This is a genomic window from Leptolyngbya boryana PCC 6306 (assembly GCF_000353285.1).
In the GTDB taxonomy this organism is placed as follows: domain Bacteria; phylum Cyanobacteriota; class Cyanobacteriia; order Leptolyngbyales; family Leptolyngbyaceae; genus Leptolyngbya; species Leptolyngbya boryana.
Genome location: NZ_KB731324.1, coordinates 3922983 through 3937417 on the forward strand (window position 1 = coordinate 3922983; position 14435 = coordinate 3937417).

Below are 14435 nucleotides of genomic sequence, written 5' to 3' on the forward strand. Positions count from 1 at the left end.
ATCGAATTGAGACTACGATAGCATTTTCATTATGTTTACTTCAGATTCTGGCGAAGTATCGTAGCAAAACCGACGAAATCCTTAAATTTATCTTTGAGCGCTGGACAATTTTTAGGGCAGTCAGACTGGCGCAACTGAGATCGAGGAAAGCTGGCCATCTTCCATATTGATAATGCGATCGGCAATATCCAAAATGCGGTTATCATGCGTCACTAGCAAAATTGCTGCGCCCTGCTGCTTTGCTAGATTTTGCATAATCTCGACGACATCTCGACCTGATTTTTTATCGAGTGCCGCAGTGGGTTCGTCTGCTAGAACAATTTTTGGATTACACACTAAAGCTCTGGCGATCGCAACTCTTTGCTTTTGTCCTCCAGAAAGCTCATGAGGATATTGATTGATCCACTCTCCAAGTCCAACTGCCGCTAACATCGACTCTGCCATCGAATAGGCTTTGACTTTTGGAATATCCGTATGCAGCTCGATCGACATCTGGACATTCTGTCGAGCGGTCAAAGAATTCAGCAAATTGTGGGCTTGAAAGATATAGCCAATGTTGCGCCGTAGCTCAACGAGTTTACTTTCAGGCGCATCTCTCAATTCTTCTCCTAAGACTTGCATACTGCCTTCTTGAGTCGATCGTAATGCTCCAATTAAAGTGAGAAGCGTTGTCTTTCCAGAACCAGATGGCCCGGTCATAATCACAACTTCGCCAGGCTCGATCGAGGCTGTGACATCAAATAAAACCTGCTTCCGTAATCGTCCAGAACCATAGTAGTGATTGACGTTTTGAATCTTGATGATGGAATCGCTTGCCATAGTTGGAAAATATCAGGTTAAAAAATGTCAGCCGGATCAGCTTGTTGGACTTTACGAACCGCGATCGTTCCAGAGATCACACACATTAAGATGGTCAGACACAAGACAAAGATTCCTCTTGAGAGCGTCATCGCGAGCGGTAATGAAGTTGCATTGCGAGTTAAATGGTATAAGCCAATGCAGAGAACATAGCCAGGGATATATCCCATGACTGATAAGATGATTGCTTCTTGAAACACAACAGATAACAGATAGCGATTCTTATAGCCCATTGCTTTGAGCGTGGCATATTCAGCTAAATGATCTGCGACATCCGTATAGAGAATTTGGTAAACAATCACTGTTCCGACAATAAATCCGATCGCAGTTCCCAAGGTAAAAATAAACCCGATCGCAGTACTGTCTTTCCAGTAGTTCATCTCAAAAGCGATAAATGCTGCTTTCGACATCACACGCACATCACCAATGACAAAATCCTCGCGATTGTCTTGTTTTTTCGGGTCAATTCGGCGTTCTCCTGGTAAATTCTTGAACCGTTCTAAACTTGCATACAAGTCTGCTCCTGGTTCGAGCTTAATTACCCCGATATCAATCTGCCTCGGATCACGGCTCGGAAAAATGCGATGGAAAGTGAGATCGCTTGTCATTAAGTTGCCATCTGCGCCAAAGGAAGCCCCTAGTCGAAATAAGCCTCCAATCTCAATCTGCCGACTTTCAACTTCAGTCCGAATCGGTGGATCAGATGGGCTGAGCGACTGAAGCTTTTCTGGAATCGGCCCAAACTCAGGACGAGACGCACTATCAAATAGCACGACATCAGTCAGACGAATCTTCGATCGATTCTCTTCTACGCCTGGAACTGAAAATAACGTATCTCCTGGATTCGTTCCAAGCACCAAAATACTGCGCGTCTGAGGGGTCGGTAGACCCTGCCAATACGGATTCTTCCAAATTCCAAACCCAATGTAAATCGGACTAATCGACTTCACTCCGGCAAAGCCTAACGACTGATAGAGCCGCCGCTCTGGAAAGCTTTTCATGGCAATCAAGGAAGTCGATTGTGGACTGACCAAGAAAATATCGCCTTCAATGTTCTGATGTAGTGTGACAGCGCTATCAAATAAGGCATCCTGAAATCCTAACTGCAGAAACATCAGAATGACGGCAAAGCCAATTCCAGCTAATGCAACAAGCAACCGAATTTTCTCGCGCTTAAGTTGTAACCAAGCTAGAGGAATTGCAAACATTAACCGCTCCCCCTATGGTTCGATCACAACTTTCACTTGCAAGTTCGTCAATCCTGCAACGGGTTCACTGTTGTCTAGGCGAATTTTGACTTCTACGACTCGCGTATCGGTTTTATCGACCGGATCAGTGTTCAAAACTTCGTTCTTACGCACTTGTAAGCCAACGCGATCGACGGTTCCGGTGAGTTCTCCCGGAAAAGCAAACCCTGTGATTTTCGCACGTTGTCCCGGTTTTACTCGACGGATAAAATTCTCATCGATTTCAGCAACAACATACATCTGATTGGTGCGACCGAGATCCATGACTCCTTCATTTCCAACAACTTCGCCTGGATCGCTATGAATTTTCAAGACTTGACCTTCAGCAGGCGCACGGACGATCGCTTTATCTAAATCTGCTTTTGCTCGCTGAAAGTTTGCCATCGCAACCTGTACGCCTGCTGCTGCTTGCTGTACATCGGTTGGGCGCACTTCGGCAACACTTTCTAACGTTTGCTTTGCCCCTTCAAACTCAAGCTGTGCTTGTGCGACCGCTGCGGAAGCTTGTTGTCGCTGTTTTTCTGTGGTGTCCAGAGCCAGCTTACGATTTCTCACCTCTGATTCGTTCACGGCTCCTTCTTTGAAGAGTGTCGAAAAGCGATCGTAATCCCACTTTGCTTTCTGAAATTCTGCATCGACTCGCGCATACTCTGCTTCTGCTTTCGGCAATTCTGCCTGTGCGCGCAGTACAGTTGCCCGTTGAGCGTTGATATCGCCTCGTTTTGCTCCGGCTTGCACTTGTGCCAATCTCGATTCCGCTTCTTTGACTTGTGCTTCTGCCTGCATGGCAGTGGCTAACAGCGATTGGTAAGTATCGAGAACAGCTAAGGGCTGATTTGCTTTAACGTTTGCGCCTTCTTTGACTAAAACTCGTTCAATTCGCGATCCGCCAAATCCGCCCGCAGCAGACGCACTCGGAGCCGAAACTTTAATCACACCGCCTTCTGGCTCTAATCGTCCTAGTGCGCTGACTGCATCGGGTTGAGAGGATGGTTCTTGCTGGGATGGGCTAGCAGACGATTGCGATGTGGGACGAAAAATTGAATAAGAGAAAATGCCAAAGCCAGTTAAAGCGAGTGCGATCGCAGACCCAATCAACACCACGCGCGCACCACCAGGTTTCATCAGCGGTTTCAGACTCACAACGGAACTCCTAGCTTATGGTAAGCAAGAAAAAAGAACGGGAGCGAAGTTCTTCTATTATGAACCAATTATTACTGAATATGAAGAATTTAACAGCAAACTTCTGTTGCCCCCATTCTCCCAACTTGCAACCCTTTGAGGACTGCGATAAAACCGATTACCGAGGTTCCATCGTTGGCATTTGTTCAGGTGAGATCGCGATCGCAACGGTGCGATCTTTTCGTCTGACTTGGACATTTAATCTGCCATGAATTCCGGCTTCATCGACCTGTTGTTGAATCATTTTGACTTGTTGAACAGGCTGATCGTTAATCATTTCAATCACGTCTCCGGCACGGAGTCCAGCTTTTGCAGCAGGTGTTCCTTGACCAACTTGCACGACTAAGATCCCTTGATCTTGCTCAACTTTTAGACGGCTATTCGGTAACTGATTGACATAGTTCTTGACATTCGGATCTAGCGCGACTAATTGCACTCCGATGTAAGGATGCGTTGCTGCTCCTGTTGCGATTAATTGTTCTGCAATTGTCTTAGCTGTGTTAATTGGGATCGCAAAGCCTAATCCTTGTGTGCCCTGAATGATAGCTGTATTGATCCCAATAACTTCGCCTTGAGCATTGAGCAATGGACCGCCAGAATTACCCGGATTGATGGCTGCATCTGTTTGCAAAAAGCCGACACGTTTATCTGGAACACCAATATCGACACTCGATCGCTCTGTGCCACTAATCACACCGACGGTCACGGTTTCTTGGAGCCCGAGCGGATTCCCAATTGCGATCGCCCACTGTCCTTGCCGCACTTGATCCGAATCACCTAATGTCACTGTGGGCAAATTATCAGTTTCTACTTTAATCACAGCAACATCTGTGACGGGGTCTTTTCCGAGCACTTTGCCTTCTAAAACACGCCCATCTTGAAATGTTACGGTGACGGTATCTGCGCTATCTACAACATGGGCATTGGTAAGGATTTGCCCGACTTTGTTGATCACAAATCCCGAACCTAACCCGCGCAATACCCGACCTGGCGCTGCTTGCGGATTTCCTAAAAATGGACGTAATGCTGTGGGAACTTCACCCCCTAAAGTTCGAGAGACATTGACCTGCACGACCGCATTTTCCGCGCGATCGACAGCATTCATCACAAAGTTGTCATCTAAATTTCCGAAGGGAGCCGCTTGTGCTGGGAAGCTGAGCCATAGCAGTCCAATCCATACGATCGCGCTACTGAGCCAACCCCACTGAAATGGTTTATGCATAATTGTTCCCTTATGTTTAGATCGGAAAGTTTTAACTAAAAAATTAGCCTATTCACAGCGTAGAGGTTGTCGTCAAATCGCCTTCATTCCTACGATAGAACTTCGCACTGATGCGATACAAATGTGTTTGGGCTTTCAAAAATCAAAAATAACGGATAAACTCTATTACTTCTCAAACCAATCTTTTGAACATTCCTTTGACATTTCTCACTTCTCTCCCTTCAGGAGTATTCTCATCGTTAAGAGGAGTGGTCATTCTCTAGAGAGTTTGTGTGAAGACAATCAGTCCTACCTCAACGCATCACTCTGAGCCTGAATAGCATTGATAACCCAGATTATCGTCGCATTGTCAATTTTATCGATCGTATGACCTGTTCTACTCAAACGCTGCTTCTCATTGGAGATTGCCTGCCGGATCGAGAGAGATATCGGCAGTATTTGATGTCGGATTCGGAGTACGCCTATCGCTTGTTGGAAGCTGAATCGATTGCAGAGGCATTAGAAATATGTCGAACCCAAGCGATCGATGTGATTCTCTTAGAGTATGTGCTACCCGATGGGAATGGTCTTGAGATGATTCAAGCACTTCACGCGCAGAGTAAGGATGGAAGCCCACCGATGGTGATGATTACAGATGGAGGAGATGAAAGACTTGCAGTACAAGCGATGAAGCGAGGAGCAGAAGATTACCTAGTAAAACATTATCTCACACCAGAACTCTTGCAGGTGACGATACGAAGCGCGATCGAGAGTGCTCGATTACGATTACAACTGCAACAGGCGGAATCTGAGCAACTGCGGTACGAAAACGATCTCAAATATCATCAGCACCAGCTTCAAGAATCAGAGCAACAATTACAACTCGGTATCAAAGTCGCGGGCGTTGCCTTGGCTCGATTTGATTATGTCTCGAATACAGTCACGCTTTCTCCCGAAGCGGCAGTTCTCTATGGAATTGAAATTACAGATTTAACCGTCACCCGCGATCGCTTTCACGCGAACGTTCATCCTGACGATCGCGATGAACTGGCTCGCCTGATTGCACAAGCGATGCATCCCGCTGGAGCGGGTTGGTTTGCTCATGAATATCGGATTCGGGGGCGAGATGGCGCGGTGCGTTGGCTAAGTGTGCGAAAACAAATCTTCTTCGATCGTTCGGGTCAAACACCCCGTCCAGATTATGCAATTTTGGCAGCGATCGATGTGACTCAAGCGAAACAGCACCAAGCCGAACGCCAACAAGTTGAAGAAACACTACGCCAAAGTGAAGAACGCTATCGGTATCTATCCGGTCTGATTCCGCAGTTAGTTTGGATTGCAACTGCGGAGGGCGTAATGCTCGATGTGAATCAACGCTGGACGGAGTTCACTGGATTGACGCTACAGCAAGCTCAAACCGATGGCTGGCAGCAGATCGTTCATCCTGAAGATGTTCCTATTCTCACTCAAGCCTGGCAACAGGCACAGCAAGAAGGCAACTCTTATCAAGCCGAAGGGCGGATACAACGAGTAGACGGCATTTATCGCTGGCATTTGCATCAAGCGACACCGTTGAAAAATGCTCAGGGGAAAATCATCAAATGGTTTGGAACAGCAACCGATATTCATGACCTCAAGCAGATTGAGGCAGATCGAACTCGATTGCTGATGGAAGCGCAAGCCGCACGAGAAGAAGCTGAAGCAGCGAATCGGAGTAAAGATGAGTTTGTCGCTGTCGTCGCGCACGAACTGAGATCGCCTCTTAACTCGATCGCAGGCTGGGCAAAGCTTTTACAAACTCGCAAGCTCGATGAAGCAACAATGGCAAAAGCGCTTGATACAATCTGGCGCAATACTCAAGCACAAGTGCAACTCGTCGAAGATTTGCTCGATATTTCTCGCATGGTTCGAGGAACATTGCATCTGCAAATTGCGGCTGTGAATTTGATCGAAGTGATTGAATCGGCTTTAGATGTCGTTCGCCCCATGACCGAGGCTAAGCCGATTCAGATCGAAATGCACTTCGCTGCTGTACCACACATTGCAGGGGACTTTCATCGTCTTCAGCAGATTGTCGTTAACTTGATGACAAATGCAATTAAATTCACACCTGCGGGGGGACGAGTCGAGATTTCTCTATCTGCGATCGAGTCTGAAGTGATGCTGCAAGTTCAGGATACGGGAAAGGGCATTGCGCCTGAGATCTTGCCGCAAATTTTTGAGCGCTTTAAGCAAGGTCAGCAGAATATGGGGTCGAAAGATGGTTTAGGCTTGGGACTAGCGATCGTCAAAAATCTCGTTGAATTACATCACGGCACGGTTACGATAGAAAGCCCTGGCATTGGGCAAGGAGCAACTGTTACAGTACGCTTACCAAGATACAGTCCCCGTGCTGCTTTGTTGGATCACAGATAGACAGAAAAGATAAAAGCAGAGTACGGCTCATGCACTTCGGAGACGATGGTACAGACTCGTTTTACCTTGAACTGCTTCAAATCGAGAATCCAAGTGAAAAGTAGTTTCGCCGCCGCCTAGAAACAAGTAGCCATCCTGCTGTAAATAGGTCTGAACTTTGTTCAAAATCGATCGCTTGGTCTCAACATCAAAGTAAATCAGAACATTTCTGAGAAAAATAACATCCATTTTTGGCAGGACGCTCCAAGATTGAATCAGGTTCAGGGGTCGAAACTCAACCATCTGTTGAATTTCATGAATGATTTGCCAAGATTGCTCAGTCTTATAGAAATAGCGATCGCGCAACTTAGGTGTTAATCCTCGCTCGACCTCTAAACTGCTATACCGTCCCTGCTCGGCTCGATCCAAAGCCTGCTGAGAAAAATCACTCGCAATAATCCGAACTGTCCAAGTGGAAAGTTCTGGAAAATTTTCTCGAATCAACATCGCAACGCTATAGGGTTCCTGCCCGGTTGAGCAAGCTGCGCACCAAATATGAATGGTTTTCTGTATGGCTCGCGCTGCAATCAGCGCCGGAAGCACACAAGATTGCAGTGCTTCAAAAGGATAGCGATCGCGAAAAAAAGACGTTTCATGGATCACTAAAGCTTCGATAGCTTGATGATGCACATGACTCAAAGGACTTGTCTTCAGATATTCAACGAATGGCGCGAGAGATGCAAATCCAGCTTGAGTCGCAAGTTCACTCAGATATAAGGTAGCGAGATAGTCTTTGTGTGGCTCTAGCACAACTCCAGACTGCTCTCGCACCAAATGACGAAGATACTCAAAATCAAACGAAGAATTGGGCATTAGGTAGTGCTCCGCATCGAGTTGGACGCGCGACTGACCCGGCGTAAAATCTCGGGCATCATGTCATCGATCGCGAACACTGCATCTGCAAGTCCTGCATTCACTACAAATTTCGGCATTCCCCAAACCACACTGCTCGCTTCATCTTGAGCCAAGATTTGCCCATGCGATGCGCGAATTTTGTAGCAACCTTGTAGCCCATCTTGTCCCATGCCTGTTAAAACGACACCTAAAGCACGATCGCCATAAGTCTCTGCGACGGATGCAAATAAAACATCGACCGACGGACGGCAAGAATTGCGAGGCGGAGTTTGATCCAATACAAGCTGCACCTCTGATCGAGTGTGTTGCACGCTCAGATGATAATCTCCGGGTGCAATCCAAATCGTGCCGGGCTTCAAACATGCGCCCATCGTTGCTTCGCGCACAGACAAAGGGCATTTTGCCGTCAGTCGTTCGGCGAGTAGCTTTGTAAACATGGGTGGCATATGTTGCACAATCAGGATGGGAACTGGAAAATCAGCAGGTAAGGTTGAAAGTATCCGAGCGAGTGCATTCGGTCCGCCCGTTGAAACTCCGATCGCGACAACCTCAGCGAGGGCATTAGTTCTAGTTGAGGTTGTAGAAACCGCAGGTAGGGAAGATGCGATCGAAGGTTTCATGCTTTCTCTGCGGCTTAAGACTTTGATTTTTGGAATTAGAGTTGCTTCTAGATATTGAGTGACATCTCCTGTATTGAGCATGTGGTCTGGCTTTGTCACATAGTCTGAGGCTCCCAAAGCGAGTGCGTCTAACGTAATAGATGCTCCTTTGAGAGTCATTGCACTAAACATAATCACAGGGATCTTTGGGTCAAGGTTGCGGATATGACTTAAAGTTTGTAGCCCATTGAGATCAGGCATTTCTATATCGAGAATGATCACGTCGGGCTTAAGCTGTGGCAGTTTTGCAAGAGCAATTCGTCCTGTTGCTGCAACTCCTACGACTTCGATGTGCGGATCGGTCGCTAAGATTTTACTCAAACGGCTTCGCACCATGACCGCATCATCCACAATCAAAACTCGAATTTTTTGCATCATGCTCACAGGATAAAGGGCAGTGCCGATTTGATGTTGACTATAACCTGTTCTCAGATGCTTTCTAAGAGCACAACTGACAGTTGAGTGAGCCTGTATTGTCGCAAATTCTCTTCCCTAGAAATGTTCAACTGCTTAGACCTCGAAACTGCTGAACAATGTTTTGCAGGTTGACTGCCATTCGTGCTAGTTCCGTTGCTGCTTGGGCTGTGTTGTCTGCTCCAGTGGTTGTCATTTGAGCATTGTCTGCCAAAACCCCAATATTTTTCGCAATATCAGAGCTTCCCTGTGCAGCTTCTGTAACATTACGAGCAATTTCATTCGTCGTTGCTGTTTGTTCTTCTACAGAACTCGCGATCGTATTTTGAATATCATTAATTTGATTAATGACTGCGGTAATCTGAGTAATTGCTTCGACTGCACCTTTTGTATCGGTCTGAATCGCTTCAATTCGCTGGCTGATATCTTCTGTTGCATGAGCAGTTTGTTTCGCTAATTCTTTCACTTCGCTGGCAACAACGGCAAATCCTCGACCTGCATCGCCTGCTCGTGCTGCTTCAATTGTGGCATTCAAGGCGAGGAGATTTGTTTGCTGAGCGATCGAGGTAATGACTTTGATCACCTTACCAATTTCAACACTGCTTTGACCGAGTTTCGTAATCGTGGCATTCGTCTGATCCGAGGTTTTTACTGCATCCATCGCGACCTGTGCTCCTGCTGCTGCATTTTTAGCAATTTCGCGAATGCTCAGGTTCATTTCTTCGATCGCGGTCGCAACGGTGGCAGCGTTCTGGCTGACTTGTTCTGCTGAGACAGACGCAGAAGTCGCTTGTTCAGAAGTTTGTCCGGCGTTACTTGTCATTTCTCGGCTCACGGCTGTTAATTCTTCTGATGCGCTTGCAACGGTTGCCGAAATTTCTCCAATTTCACCTAATGAGTCCCGCAGGTTCTGAATCATTTGATTGATATCATCAGTGAGCACCCGAAACTCTCCGACATTTTCTGCTGTAATTTGGTTTGCGAAGTCTCCTTGAGCAACTGCACGCGAAATGTGAGCAATACTGCGAATCTGCTCGTTGACTTGACTCGACATCTGATTGACGCTCTCAATCAGGGCTTGCCAGTCTCCGGATATATCTTTGACGGTTGCAACTGAGTCGAGCTTGCCTTGTGTTCCAATTTCGCGGGTAACACGGGTGACTTCACTTGCGACTAACTGGAGTTGATCTGCTATGGCATTGACCTGTGTTGCCACTTGCAGCACTTCGCCTGCAAGTGGTTGCTCCTCAATTTCTAGCGCAATTCTTGCATTCAGGTTTCCTTGTGCGATCGCGCTGAGGACTCGTTCTACTTCACTCATGCCTTGAGCAAAGTGCTGATGATGGCTGACCCATTGATTAAATTCTTGAGCAATCTCCTCAAGTCCGTTACTTTCATCGAGGCGGACTGAAAGATCGCCTGCATTGACTGCCTGCATTGCTGCGAGCAGTGTTGCTTTCATTGCAACTATCGAATCTTGCTTTTGTGATGAGTTAGAAACCATTGCTCTCTCCTAATCTAGAATCTTTGCAGTATTGAGAACGAGTAAAAAATCTTGCTCAAGTTTGTATGCTCCTTTTAGAAAAGTTCGCATCTGAGGATTCAAATTACTCGGAGGTGGATCAAATGTGCTGCTCGAACAGTGCAGCACATCTCCAATGTCATCCACAACGAAACTGACCGTATCCTCGATCGTATGAACAATGATGTTGTAGATGGTTTCATCGCTTCTGACGCAGGGTGTCGATCTCAGGGCTAAACGACAAGCTAAATCAACGACTGGAATGATTTGCCCACGGAGATTCATCAATCCGCAAATCTCCGGCGGTGCGAGGGGAATTCGGGTGAGTGAGGGTTGACAAATAATTTCTTGAACATCCTCAATTTCAATGCCAAAGTAAGAACCATTGAGATAGAAGGTGCAGATCTGTTGAGTCACTACAGTTTACCTCCAGCTCTCGTCAGAGACGAGGTAGGGATTTGCTAGCTTGACGATCGCATCTAAATCTAACATCTCAGTAATTTGACCTTGCACACTGGCATAGCAGGACGAACCCGGACGAATCGCTGCTCCAGTCACCGTGAGCGATTCTTCTACAATGTCGAGAATCTGATCCACAATCAATCCAATCACCTGATTGTGTTCACGCTCGATGACAACGACCGCAATAGATTCCTCGAATTCATGGCTCGATCGAGGAATTCGGCTCAACACAGCTTGCAGATCAATGAGCGCTACAACGCGATCTCGATACTGCATCAAATATTGTTCTCCGACTTTTTCGATCTTTTGGCTAGCAATCATTTCAAGCCGAGTTGACTGAGTGAGAACAATGCCCATCCGAGTATTGTGATGCCCTAGAACAATCAAGATCAATTGCCGATTTTCCGGGGTTGGTTCAGCAGCAATGATCTGGTTGAATGAGGGCTGAATTCCTGCATATCGTGCCACTCCGACTGCATCCAGAATCAATGCTGCACTGCCATCTCCTAACACTGTCGCACCTGCAAATACTTCTAGCGACTTTATCTGTTTGCTCAGTGGCTTTACGACAATCTCTTGGGTATCTTCGATTTGATCGACAATCAGCCCAAATCGATAGCTCTCTGCGTCAATGACAACAAAGTAAAGCAGATCACTCGAAGACATCGGAAGCTGGAGCACAGTAGCCAGATTGACCAAGGGAAGAATGTGTCCTCGTAGTCGATAAACGGGCGCATCGAATAAGGTTTCAATCTGCTGATCGATGCGATCGCGTCCTTCGATCCGAATCAGTTCTTGGACACTCGACTGAGGAATTGCAAATCGTTCCCCGCCACTTTTCACAAGCAAGGTCGGAATGATCGCTAGAGTAAGCGGAATGTTCAGGCGAAAGGTAGTTCCTTGCCCGACCTGGCTTTCAACTTCAATCGAACCATTGACGGATTCAATGTTCCGCCGCACAACATCCATACCAACGCCACGACCTGAAAGATGAGTCGCTTCATTGAGGGTCGAGAATCCAGGAATAAAAATCAGATCGAGCGCTTCGCGATCGCGCATCGATTCGGCTTGCGCTGCACTAATCAGTCCAAGCTGCTGCGATCGCGCTTTCAGTTGAGCCGGATCAATTCCAGCCCCATCCTCTCGAATTTCTAGGATCACTTTCCCATTTTCTTGCGAAGCTCTCAGCTTTAACGATCCTTGAGCCGATTTCCCGGCTGCAACTCTCACCTCCGGTGGCTCAATCCCATGATCAATACAATTGCGAACGAGATGCATCAGTGGATCTTTAATCGCGGCAATGATATTGCGATCGAGTTCCGTTTCACTGCCTTCGAGTTCGAGTGCAATTTCTTTACCACAGGCGATCTCTAGCTCTCGGACTAATCGAGGTAAATTGCGCCAAAGCGTATTAATTGGCTGCATTCGCGCCCGCATGATACTATCTTGCAGTTCATTGGTAATCAAATCAATCTGTCGGCACGTAGCCATCAAGGCTACATCACTGCTATCCGTAGTCAGCTGTAGCACTCGATTCCGGGCAATAACGAGTTCCCCAACGAGATTCATGACCTGATCCAGCAAGTCAACCTGCACGCGAATCGTTGAATCAAGCGTAGTTAAGCTTGTTGAGTCCGAATCTTCTAGCACTCCTGAACGAGTTGCAGCCTGGTGCTCTGAGCTATAGAGTACTGTCAGCTTGGTGATGAAACGCGAATAGTCTGCGGTTCCTTCGGTTTTAGTCGTTTCAATCGTTTTAAGCAGTTGCCGAATGGTATCGGTTAAGTCAAGTAAAACGGTTGCTACACCAGGTGTCATTTTAAACTCGGCGGTGCGAATTCCTTCTAAAAGCGTTTCTCCAGCATGAGCGATCGCGGCAAGCGTCGGTAAAGGCAAAAAACCACAATTGCCTTTAATTGTATGGAGGGCACGATAGAGCCGATTGAGGCGATCCGGATCAAGCGCATGCCGTTCTAAGTCCAAAACATCTTGCTCAAACTGGTTCAAAATCTCGTAACTCTCAACCAGAAAAGCTGCTAAATCCTCTGCATCGATTTCATGTAGAGACTCCATATTTTCAAGCGTACTCCAGCTTTATCCTTCAACATCCTAAGCAGCATCCTTATCTGTCAGGATCTATCTTAAGATAGATGTTTAAGCAGTAGACAACGCTGAACACTAATGATATTTTCATTTGAAAGCATCGCCATGGAATGCCCAAACTGTGGTTCGCATCAGTTACAGCGCAATGGATACCGCAGTCAGATCCAGTGCTACAAATGCAAGGACTGTGGACGGCAATTTCTTGAGACTTACAAGCAGATGCGATACTCAGAGGAGGTGAAGCACTTTTGCATTCGGATGTATTTTCAGGGCATGAGTGCTCGTAGCATTGAACAAGTTACGAACATTCACCACACAACGATTTTGTCATGGCTGCGTGAAACAGATGTTGACGTCTTAGAGCTGCTCTGTGCAGAGCAGCATTCTATAGAAAAATTAGAATTGTAAATATTTGCTGAATTATCTCCTTCCAAGAGGCATAAGTAGACTGTGGATACATCGAATTTGGTATCAGTGTTAATTGTGGATGATGCAGCCTTTTCGCGCCGAATGCTGCGGAAATACGTCGAGGCAGAAGGTTGCACGGTTCTAGAAGCAACTAATGGGCAAGAAGCACTAGAGATGGTGAGTCAGCATCAACCGGACTGTATTTTCGTCGATTTACTGATGCCCAACATTGATGGGTTTCAATTTTTACAGAAGCTTCGGGAAGAGGGCTGTGCGATTCCGGTCGCGATCGTCAGTGCAGACATTCAAGATTCTTCTCGGCAGCGTGGACTCGAACTTGGAGCCGCAGCATTTCTGAATAAACCCGCAAAAGAAGCTGAAGTTCGCCAGACGGTTCAACAACTTTTGCAGTGCTGAGGAGCAATGAATGACTTTAATCACTGAGAAGCAGTTAGATGCTTTGCAAGAATTCATTAATATTGGCATCGGGCGGGCGGCTGGAATGCTCAATGAAATGCTGGATACTCCGATTCAGCTCTGTGTTCCGATGCTCCAGATGTTTGAGGGTGCAGCTCTTAAGCAAAAGCTCGCCCAACGACTCGATCCGCATCACTTTTCTGCAGTGAGATTAGGCTTTAGTGGGAGCTTTAGTGGGAGTGCCGAACTGCTCTTTCCGACCGAAAGTGCTTCAGCCCTAGTCGCACTCCTGACTGGCGAAGACCGAGATTCTCCAGACCTCGATGGTGTCAAGATTGGCACTCTGACCGAAGTAGGCAATATCGTCATCAATGGCATTCTCGGATCGATTAGTAACTTACTCAGTGAGCATATGAGCTATGCTCTCCCGTCTTACCATGAAGACACGATGGAGCACTTGTTACTGTCGAACCATCTCTTCAAAGTTGATACCATTTTTTTGCTTGCACAGGCTCGATTTGAGATTAAACAGCTTGAAATTGTGGGTGAGATTATTTTAATTTTTGAGATGACTTCTTTTAGTGAGCTACTAGCGTGTATCGATCGAGAACTTGCGCTAATCTCGCAATCTTCAGAAAAAGGAGCCGTTTGAT

The 14435-nt window shown here is 46.7% G+C and carries 13 protein-coding genes; 4 read left to right on the forward strand and 9 right to left on the reverse strand.

What is annotated here, in order from left to right; genetic code table 11:
• Window positions 1–120: 120 nt before the first annotated feature.
• The 4 genes from LEPBO_RS0119675 to LEPBO_RS0119690 all read right to left on the reverse strand — a co-directional run bounded on the left by LEPBO_RS0119675 (window position 121) and on the right by LEPBO_RS0119690 (window position 4509).
• Complete coding sequence (locus LEPBO_RS0119675; RefSeq protein WP_017289283.1) at window positions 121–819, reverse strand: DevA family ABC transporter ATP-binding protein; 699 nt, start codon at window positions 817–819, stop codon at window positions 121–123.
• A 17-nt stretch (window positions 820–836) separates the two neighbouring features.
• Window positions 837–2066 carry an ABC transporter permease DevC gene (gene devC, locus LEPBO_RS0119680; RefSeq protein ID WP_017289284.1) on the reverse strand — a complete coding sequence of 410 codons (1230 nt, stop codon included), beginning with the start codon at window positions 2064–2066 and terminating at the stop codon, window positions 837–839.
• Window positions 2067–2078: 12 nt separating this feature from the next.
• Entirely contained in the window at window positions 2079–3248 is a 1170-nt protein-coding gene (locus LEPBO_RS0119685; protein WP_197693249.1) for an ABC exporter membrane fusion protein, read from the reverse strand.
• A 157-nt stretch (window positions 3249–3405) separates the two neighbouring features.
• Window positions 3406–4509: a trypsin-like peptidase domain-containing protein gene (locus LEPBO_RS0119690; RefSeq protein WP_017289286.1), complete on the reverse strand. Its 1104-nt coding sequence runs from the start codon at window positions 4507–4509 to the stop codon at window positions 3406–3408.
• A gap of 366 nt (window positions 4510–4875) precedes the next feature.
• Between LEPBO_RS0119690 and LEPBO_RS37620 the strand changes: the two genes are divergently transcribed.
• Window positions 4876–6903 carry a hybrid sensor histidine kinase/response regulator gene (locus LEPBO_RS37620; protein ID WP_017289287.1) on the forward strand — a complete coding sequence of 676 codons (2028 nt, stop codon included), beginning with the start codon at window positions 4876–4878 and terminating at the stop codon, window positions 6901–6903.
• A gap of 27 nt (window positions 6904–6930) precedes the next feature.
• Here the strand turns inward: LEPBO_RS37620 and LEPBO_RS0119700 are convergent, their stop codons facing one another.
• The 5 genes from LEPBO_RS0119700 to LEPBO_RS0119720 all read right to left on the reverse strand — a co-directional run bounded on the left by LEPBO_RS0119700 (window position 6931) and on the right by LEPBO_RS0119720 (window position 12927).
• Window positions 6931–7755 (reverse strand): CheR family methyltransferase, encoded by an 825-nt coding sequence (locus LEPBO_RS0119700; RefSeq protein WP_017289288.1) that lies wholly within the window; start codon window positions 7753–7755, stop codon window positions 6931–6933.
• Window positions 7755–8834, reverse strand: coding sequence for a protein-glutamate methylesterase/protein-glutamine glutaminase (locus tag LEPBO_RS0119705; RefSeq protein WP_017289289.1), 1080 nt, complete (start codon window positions 8832–8834; stop codon window positions 7755–7757). Before LEPBO_RS0119705 ends, LEPBO_RS0119700 begins: the two co-directional genes overlap by 1 nt.
• A 124-nt stretch (window positions 8835–8958) precedes the next feature.
• Window positions 8959–10374 carry a methyl-accepting chemotaxis protein gene (locus LEPBO_RS0119710; protein WP_017289290.1) on the reverse strand — a complete coding sequence of 472 codons (1416 nt, stop codon included), beginning with the start codon at window positions 10372–10374 and terminating at the stop codon, window positions 8959–8961.
• 9 nt (window positions 10375–10383) lie between these two features.
• Window positions 10384–10809, reverse strand: a complete 426-nt coding sequence (locus LEPBO_RS0119715) for a chemotaxis protein CheW (RefSeq protein ID WP_017289291.1) — start codon at window positions 10807–10809, stop codon at window positions 10384–10386.
• A gap of 6 nt (window positions 10810–10815) precedes the next feature.
• Entirely contained in the window at window positions 10816–12927 is a 2112-nt protein-coding gene (locus tag LEPBO_RS0119720; RefSeq protein ID WP_017289292.1) for a chemotaxis protein CheA, read from the reverse strand.
• 135 nt (window positions 12928–13062) lie between these two features.
• Between LEPBO_RS0119720 and LEPBO_RS45620 the strand changes: the two genes are divergently transcribed.
• The 3 genes from LEPBO_RS45620 to LEPBO_RS0119735 are packed head-to-tail and all read left to right on the forward strand — an operon-like array spanning window position 13063 to window position 14434.
• The gene (locus LEPBO_RS45620) at window positions 13063–13365 is read left to right on the forward strand and encodes a transposase (protein WP_017289293.1); all 303 of its coding nucleotides are present in this window, start codon (window positions 13063–13065) and stop codon (window positions 13363–13365) included.
• Between the two features lie 42 nt (window positions 13366–13407).
• Window positions 13408–13782, forward strand: coding sequence for a response regulator (locus LEPBO_RS0119730; RefSeq protein WP_017289294.1), 375 nt, complete (start codon window positions 13408–13410; stop codon window positions 13780–13782).
• Between the two features lie 10 nt (window positions 13783–13792).
• Window positions 13793–14434, forward strand: a complete 642-nt coding sequence (locus tag LEPBO_RS0119735) for a hypothetical protein (RefSeq protein ID WP_017289295.1) — start codon at window positions 13793–13795, stop codon at window positions 14432–14434.
• Window position 14435: the final 1 nt, after the last annotated feature.

Bases quoted from the DNA above. Each gene is read 5' to 3' on its own strand.
- LEPBO_RS0119675 (WP_017289283.1), bottom strand. From the start codon at position 819: ATGGCAAGCGATTCCATCATCAAGATTCAAAACGTCAATCACTACTAT.
- devC (WP_017289284.1), bottom strand. From the start codon at position 2,066: ATGTTTGCAATTCCTCTAGCTTGGTTACAACTTAAGCGCGAGAAAATT.
- LEPBO_RS0119690 (WP_017289286.1), bottom strand. From the start codon at position 4,509: ATGCATAAACCATTTCAGTGGGGTTGGCTCAGTAGCGCGATCGTATGG.
- LEPBO_RS37620 (WP_017289287.1), top strand. From the start codon at position 4,876: ATGACCTGTTCTACTCAAACGCTGCTTCTCATTGGAGATTGCCTGCCG.
- LEPBO_RS0119700 (WP_017289288.1), bottom strand. From the start codon at position 7,755: ATGCCCAATTCTTCGTTTGATTTTGAGTATCTTCGTCATTTGGTGCGA.
- LEPBO_RS0119705 (WP_017289289.1), bottom strand. From the start codon at position 8,834: ATGATGCAAAAAATTCGAGTTTTGATTGTGGATGATGCGGTCATGGTG.
- LEPBO_RS0119710 (WP_017289290.1), bottom strand. From the start codon at position 10,374: ATGGTTTCTAACTCATCACAAAAGCAAGATTCGATAGTTGCAATGAAA.
- LEPBO_RS0119720 (WP_017289292.1), bottom strand. From the start codon at position 12,927: ATGGAGTCTCTACATGAAATCGATGCAGAGGATTTAGCAGCTTTTCTG.
- LEPBO_RS45620 (WP_017289293.1), top strand. From the start codon at position 13,063: ATGGAATGCCCAAACTGTGGTTCGCATCAGTTACAGCGCAATGGATAC.
- LEPBO_RS0119735 (WP_017289295.1), top strand. From the start codon at position 13,793: ATGACTTTAATCACTGAGAAGCAGTTAGATGCTTTGCAAGAATTCATT.